The sequence below is a fragment of the Methylomagnum sp. genome (assembly GCF_054333355.1).
The window spans coordinates 1-6,345 of the sequence record NZ_JBTEKS010000256.1 but is presented as its reverse complement, the minus strand read 5'-3'; the positions used below and the strand labels follow the sequence as shown (position 1 = coordinate 6,345).

Sequence of the window (6,345 nt, the reverse complement as noted above, 5' to 3'; positions counted from 1 at the left end):
CGGGACGGGGATACGCTGGTGATTTCCCGGCTTGATAGGCTGGCCCGGTCCACCCTGCACTTGACCCAAATCGCCGACCGACTCAAAGAGAAAGGCGTGGAGCTTCGGGTGATCGACCAAGCCATAGACACCACCACGCCGACCGGACGGTTTATGTTCAACATGCTGTCCGCCATCGCCGAGTTTGAGACCGAAATCAGGAAGGAACGCCAGCTAGACGGCATTGAAGCGGCCAAGGAAAAAGGCGTGGAGTTCGGGCGGAAGGCCAAGCTAACGCCCGTCCAGATTGAGGAAATGAAGGCCAAGCGGGCGAGGGGCGCACTCATCAAGGACTTGATGAATGAGTACGGCCTAAGCAAAGCCAGCGTTTGCCGGCTCTTGGGCGAGAGCGCCGCGAACGGCTGAACCTGCCGGGGTTGGCCTTCTTGCCCCGTGGGTTTTAACAAGCCGCCGATGTTGGCCTGTCCGCACCAAGACTAAAGCGGACCAGAAGGCGGCAAGCTAAATCGAAGTGGGGGCATATCTGGGGGCATAGAAAAATGCAGAATCGCCGCAAGCCCCGAAATTACAGAAATTTTTGTTGAATTTGATTGAGACCTCACTCCAAATGCGAAACCCGCAAGCCCTTTGGCTTGCGGGTTTTTTGTTGCCCGTCGAATGCTCCTTATTTATCACCCCCCATCATTCACAATCAAAAAGAAACAGTTGCGTCCAGATGGACCCGGCACATGCCGCAATGGTGGACCGTACACCGCGTATATCTTGATAAATCTGTACAATTGCCTCCCATTCTAGGGGGAAATTCCTGCCACTATCACTCCCCAGTCCAGCTTGCTTACTTCGCTGTATCGCGTCGGACATGCCGTCCGAAGGCCCACCAAGCGGGCGCGGATAAGCAGATCAATCGCACAGTTTTATTCCATCAGGGCGCCCGCGGCCATCCCTAGAGGCTCAATTACGGCCACGGGAATTCCCGTGGCCGCCACTGGACGCCCAGTCGGCGTCACTGGGACTCCAGTCGTCTCAACTGTATACCCAGTCGGCGCAACGGAGGCTCCAGTTGCCATAACACGGTGCCCTGTTGCCGTAGCTGGAGTCCCAGTCCGCCCGCCTTGCCGCCCGTGCGGCGCGTCTGGACGCCCCGGTGCGAACCCTTTCCGGCGAGCCGAACCGATTCGGCCCGCCGTCCCCCGCCCGGCGCGGTTCCGCCGGAATCTTCGTTCACCACTGGAGCAATGACATGGCTAAATCCGACTTCATCCCCATTGCCGACAACGATTTTCTGGCCTGGCTGGACAATTTCGCCGCCCAGGGCGAAGCCCACCAGGCCGACTTGGGCCTGACCGAGGCCCAAACGGAGCAAATCAAAGCCACGGCGGCCAGCGCCCGCGCCAAGTTCGCCGCGCAGGTGCAGGCCCAGGCGGCGGCGCGGCACGCGACGGAGGAGAAAGAAAGCCGCCCGCCGCGACGCCGAAGCCCTGTGCCGCGCCCTGGCCCGGCAAACCAAGGCGGGCGTAGGTTACACCGAGGCGTTCGGTGCCCTGCTGGGCATTGTCGGGCCGGACAACGGCGCGGACCTCGCCAGCCTCAAGCCGACGCTGAGCGCCGTGGATCAAACCGGCGGCATCGTGGTGCTGAGCTTCCCCAAGCAGCGGACGGAGCGTGAACATCTATGTGTTCGACGAAGCCACCGGCAAGTACAGCTTCCTGGCCCGCGACACGGTGGCGCCCTATGTGGATAACCGGCCTTTGCGGGATGCGGGCAAGCCGGAGTTGCGGCGCTATACGGCGGTGTATGTGATCGGGGATGAGGAGGTGGGGCAGTTCAGTGACGAGGTGGTGGTGAGTGCGCCTTGAGGGATGAGGGGCGGGGCCAGGGAGTGGCCTTAATTGTCATATATCGAGTTTCGTAGGTCGGACATGTACTCCCATGCCCGACATTGGCAATGCCGAAAAGGTAACGTCGGGCATGAGTATATCCCCGCCCTACACTAGTGTCCGGGCTATGTCATTGGCATCGGGAATTAAGGGCGAATGTTAAACTGCCTGCAACTTCAATTCCTTACATTCAGATGGAACCCGCCATGACCGACGCCACTGCCCACTCATTCTGGGAAATCCCCGACAAACTGAACTACGACACGCCCGTCGATGACCGCAGTCCGTGGTTCGTCGACACCAGCGTGGCCCGTGGTCATTTCACTTATGACTGGCTGTACAAAACCCTGCGGATTCATCCGACCGACTTGGAATTCCGGGGAGTCCCGCCCATCCGCTTGTACCAATTGCTGATGGGCCACCGGGGTTGCGGGAAAAGCACGGAACTCCGCCGACTCTGCCATACGCTGCATGACCCTCAGCGGTTTTTCGTGGTGTTCCTGGATGCCTTGATCGCCCTCGACATCAATAATCTCGGCTATCCCGACATTCTTCTGGCCTTGGCGTCGGCGCTGCTGGACCGGCTGGACGAGGACGACATCGGCATTCCCCCTGACTATGTGGAGCCATTGGAAGCCTGGTTCGAGGAGCGGGTGGCAAAGCACGAGAAGACCCAGGACTATGCCGCCGACATCAAAACCGGCATTTCCGCCGAAACCGGCCTGCCCTTCGTCGCTAAGTTATTCGCCGCCATTACCACGTCGTTCCGGGTCAACTCCACCTATAAGGAGGAAGTCCGCACGGTGGTTCGCAACCATTTTTCGGAATTTGCCGCCGCCTTCAATGCGTTGGTGGCCGCTGCCAACGAGACCATCGAATGCGAGCAGCGGGGTCGGGGTTTGCTGTTCATCGTCGATGGCACCGACCGGCTCAACCAGAAGGATCGGCAGCGCTTTTTCATTGACGACGCCTACCAATTGCAGCAGGTAGAGGGCAATTTCATCTATTGCGCCCCCATCCAGCTTTCCAGCGAGGAAGGCCAAGTTCACGAGGCGTTCCGTTCGCAGGTGTTGCCGATGATTAAGCTGCGCGAGCGGAACGACCCGACGCCCTTGCCCGAGGCTTATGCGGCGATGCGGGAATTGGTTTATCGGCGGGTGGACCGGGCGCTGTTCGACGGCGAGGCCACGGTGGATTACCTCATCGAGTATTCCGGCGGCAACCCGCGCCATTTAATCCGCTTGCTCAACAACGCCTTTTTGGCGGCGGCTGGGGAATGTCTGGACGAGCCAGCGGCGCGGGCGGCGGTGGCGGATTTGGCGACCGATTTCCGGCGCATCCTCAACAGTGAGGATTATCCGGTGCTGGCGGAGATCGACCACGGCGACGGGGAGCGCAACGATGATCGGGTGCGATTCCTCCTTTATAACCTCGCGCTGCTGGAATACAACAGCTTCTGGCGGCAGACCCACCCGGCGGTGCGGACGCTGGATGCCTATCGGCGGGCCGCCCAGGCATTGTCGCAGCCGTGATGGCCGCCGTTGCCGAATTTTCGTCCGTCCGTTCCGAGCACGTCGACGCTTGGCGACGATTGGAGAAGATCGTCCGGCATTACCGGGGCTTCCGGTTGGCGTTGGCCTTGTACAACGATCCGCCCGCTTACCGCGATAGCTTGCGGGATCAGTTGAGTCGATTGGTGGCTTTACCCCGCGTGGTGAATGCGCGGGACTGTGCCAATTTCGCCGATTTCGAGGCGCAATTGGCGGAGGCGTCCGCCGGAGCGGACTTGGTCCAGATCGTTGGCTTGGATGCGTGGTTACGGGAGGCGGTGGGCCGGACGCGGATGGAGGGTTTCAATCTGCATCGGGAAAGCTTGGCGCAGAGTTGCGGGACGCTATTGGTGTTGTGGTTGCCGGTGCATCTGGTGGCGGAACTAGCGCAGGCCGCGCCGGATTTTTGGGAATGGCGGCTGGTTGTAGTGGATTTTTGCGTGGCGCGGGCGGGGGTGTTGCCAGATGGGTTGGAGGCTACGCTGAATCGCATTCATCGGGTGCGGCGGGCGGGGTTGCCGGTGGAAGCTACGGCTTTGGGGGTGCCGGATGGGGAATGGGGCCATGCGCGGTTCAATTTGGAGGCGAGCCGCGTTGAGCAAGCCAGTAACTTAGGGCGGCTTGGCGAAGCGCTGGACTTGGCGGAAGGGCTTTATCGGCGAGCGGTTGCGGCAGGAGAAGAGGCTTATCCAAATGCGGATTTGGATTTGGCAGCGGCTTGCTGGTTTTTTGGACGGACTCTGTGTCGAGGCGGTGCAGCGGAAGCGGCGCTTCCCGTCCTGGTGGAAGCGGAACAGCGTTTTGAGCGGATAGAAGATATGCGACCGAACAGCGGTGCGCAACGAATGGCGACAATTTTAGCGTTAACCGAATTGGGGAATTGCCTAGCCGTTTTGGGTCGTTATAAACGGGCCGTAGAGGTTTATGAGAGAAGTATTAGCCGGGCTCAAAAACAGGGAGATGCTCGGCAAGTTGCCATTGGTAAAGGTCAACTCGGCACGGTACGTTTGCTGCAAGGACGCTACTCGGAAGCTCTTTCGATCTATACCGCTGCTCGTGATAGTTTCGCCGCCTTGGACGAGCCAAGTGAGGTGGCAGCGGCTTGGCATCAAATCGGTCGAGTCCATCAGGAAACCGACGACTATGCCGCAGCGGAACACGCTTACCAGAAATCTCTGAATATTGAGATTGAACAAAAAAATGTCGCCGGGCAGGCCAGTACCATCGGCCAGTTGGGCAACCTCTACGACCGCATGAACCGGCTGGAAGACGCCGCCGCCTTTCACGGCCAAGCGGCGGATAAATTTGCAACCCTCGGCGACCTTGCCAACGAGGGTAAAGCTAGAAACAACTTAGCCGGGACGTTCCGCAAGCTGAACCGCCTCACCAAGGCTCGCGCCCAAATCCGCCGCGCAATCGAATGCAATGAAGCCTACGGTCATGCCACTCAGCCTTGGAGTTTCTGGGAAACCTTTTGTGACATCGAAACCGCCCATGACCAGCCTCAAGCCGCCACCGCCACCCGACAGCGGGCGCTAGAATGTTTTTTGAGTTATCGCCGTGATGGGGGCGAAAATCACGACGGGCCTGGACGTTTATGCGCTCATATGAGCGAGTGGCTGTCATTAAATAAGTCAGACAAGGCATCCGAGACTTTGCGCACATTATGGACTGATCCGAACTTACTATCCCATTTATCTCCACTACTCGACGCGCTGGATGCCATCGCCGCCGGTAGCCGCGACCCCGCCCTAGCCGACAATCCCGCCCTAAGTTACGACCAAGCCGCTGAAATCATCCTGCTACTGGAACGGCTGAACCAGCCCGCTGCCCCCGCCAACCTCCCAACCACAAAGCCATAAATCGCCCCCCACACCGCCATGCCCGACACCCTGAAACCCATCCTCTCCGACCAACAATTCCAGCAAATGCAGGCATCGCTACGGGGCTTGAAAAGCCAAATCCTATTGCAGCGCTCATTGCGATTGCGGGAGAACGGGGACGCCATCGGCACCGAACTCCGGGACGCGCTCAACGATCTTGACGATGCCCGCGCCGAGGACGAAAACGGCTGGATTGAGCAAGCCGAGGCGGGCCTCGCGGACATGGTCCGCCATCTGCCGACACTGGCCGACTTCGACGCGGAAGCGCGGCAGGCACACTCGGAGGCCGACGAGAACGAAGGGTTCGTGCGCTCGACCCTGGCCGTCATGGAAAAGCACCCGGAATATACCTTCGATGAATTCGATCCCGCCGAATGGGCGGTGGCCATCAAACTCTATGAGGCGGTCCGGGCCGTCGCCGAGGCGGGGGAAAAAGCCGACGAGGGTTTGGTGCAACTCATGTTGCGGCTCGAATTCTCGGAACAATCCGCGTAGATACCTGAATAGCGCTATGGATCGGGCATACAGTCATGCCCAACCTACGTAACTTGGTGCGCCTGCTGAACGTCCCAGCGACCGGAAGCATGACACCTTCGATGACCTGCAAGGCTTCCCCGATGGGCGAACGCTGGCGGATGACTTGAAGACCACCGCCGGGCGACATTACGGGCACGCGGGGCCAGCCTTCGTTGAAGCCCTGTTGCGCGACGGGCGCGACTTCGCGGCGGAAGTCGGGACGTTGTTTGCGGCCAAACCCTTACTCAGGATGGTTGCCTTGTTATTTGCCCTGACCTATCAAAGCGCGTTCAGCTTCGATGCCTCAGCGCTGCGCAAGCCCTGAATAATCAGCCGTCAAGCAGGCGTTTAGCTTGAGAATCCCCGGTTGTTATTTGTTAACCAATGGTGCTAGTTTTCGGTGCTTATAACCCGAACTCGGCGATGGACAGGGGCACGAAGCCATCCTCCTCGTCCGCCGTCAGGCCGAACCAGCCGACCAGCAGGTTGAAGGCGGCGGCCATCAGCCCGAGGTGAGC

General features: G+C 59.7%; 8 protein-coding genes. 7 read left to right on the top strand and 1 reads right to left on the bottom strand.

The features are described from left to right. Positions 1-405, top strand: a 405-nt coding sequence (locus ACXWUF_RS16385; protein ID WP_458495721.1) for a recombinase family protein, incomplete at its 5' end; no start/stop codon positions are given. 598 nt (positions 406-1,003) lie between these two features. Here the strand turns inward: ACXWUF_RS16385 and ACXWUF_RS16380 are convergent. After that, positions 1,004-1,225: a hypothetical protein gene (locus tag ACXWUF_RS16380; RefSeq protein WP_458495720.1), complete on the bottom strand. Its 222-nt coding sequence runs from the start codon at positions 1,223-1,225 to the stop codon at positions 1,004-1,006. A 15-nt stretch (positions 1,226-1,240) separates the two neighbouring features. On the opposite strand from ACXWUF_RS16380, the gene ACXWUF_RS16375 reads away from it, so the two are divergent. The 6 genes from ACXWUF_RS16375 (at position 1,241) to ACXWUF_RS16350 (ending at position 6,152) form a co-directional block, all read left to right on the top strand. Further along, positions 1,241-1,666 carry a hypothetical protein gene (locus tag ACXWUF_RS16375; RefSeq protein ID WP_458495719.1) on the top strand — a complete coding sequence of 142 codons (426 nt, stop codon included), beginning with the start codon at positions 1,241-1,243 and terminating at the stop codon, positions 1,664-1,666. After that, positions 1,663-1,857, top strand: coding sequence for a hypothetical protein (locus ACXWUF_RS16370; RefSeq protein ID WP_458495718.1), 195 nt, complete (start codon positions 1,663-1,665; stop codon positions 1,855-1,857). Before ACXWUF_RS16375 ends, ACXWUF_RS16370 begins: the two co-directional genes overlap by 4 nt. A 227-nt stretch (positions 1,858-2,084) precedes the next feature. Continuing rightward, complete coding sequence (locus tag ACXWUF_RS16365) at positions 2,085-3,410, top strand: hypothetical protein (RefSeq protein WP_458495717.1); 1,326 nt, start codon at positions 2,085-2,087, stop codon at positions 3,408-3,410. Between the two features lie 311 nt (positions 3,411-3,721). Beyond that, positions 3,722-5,290: a tetratricopeptide repeat protein gene (locus tag ACXWUF_RS16360; protein WP_458495716.1), complete on the top strand. Its 1,569-nt coding sequence runs from the start codon at positions 3,722-3,724 to the stop codon at positions 5,288-5,290. A gap of 18 nt (positions 5,291-5,308) precedes the next feature. Next, a complete protein-coding gene (locus ACXWUF_RS16355) occupies positions 5,309-5,806 on the top strand; it encodes a hypothetical protein (RefSeq protein WP_458495715.1) in 498 nt (165 codons plus the stop codon). Between the two features lie 145 nt (positions 5,807-5,951). Continuing rightward, positions 5,952-6,152, top strand: a complete 201-nt coding sequence (locus tag ACXWUF_RS16350) for a hypothetical protein (protein ID WP_458495714.1) — start codon at positions 5,952-5,954, stop codon at positions 6,150-6,152. Positions 6,153-6,345 lie beyond the last annotated feature (193 nt).

Excerpts from the sequence above, each read along its gene's own strand:
- ACXWUF_RS16375 (WP_458495719.1), top strand. The coding sequence starts at position 1,241 with ATGGCTAAATCCGACTTCATCCCCATTGCCGACAACGATTTTCTGGCC.
- ACXWUF_RS16365 (WP_458495717.1), top strand. The coding sequence starts at position 2,085 with ATGACCGACGCCACTGCCCACTCATTCTGGGAAATCCCCGACAAACTG.
- ACXWUF_RS16360 (WP_458495716.1), top strand. The coding sequence starts at position 3,722 with ATGGAGGGTTTCAATCTGCATCGGGAAAGCTTGGCGCAGAGTTGCGGG.
- ACXWUF_RS16355 (WP_458495715.1), top strand. The coding sequence starts at position 5,309 with ATGCCCGACACCCTGAAACCCATCCTCTCCGACCAACAATTCCAGCAA.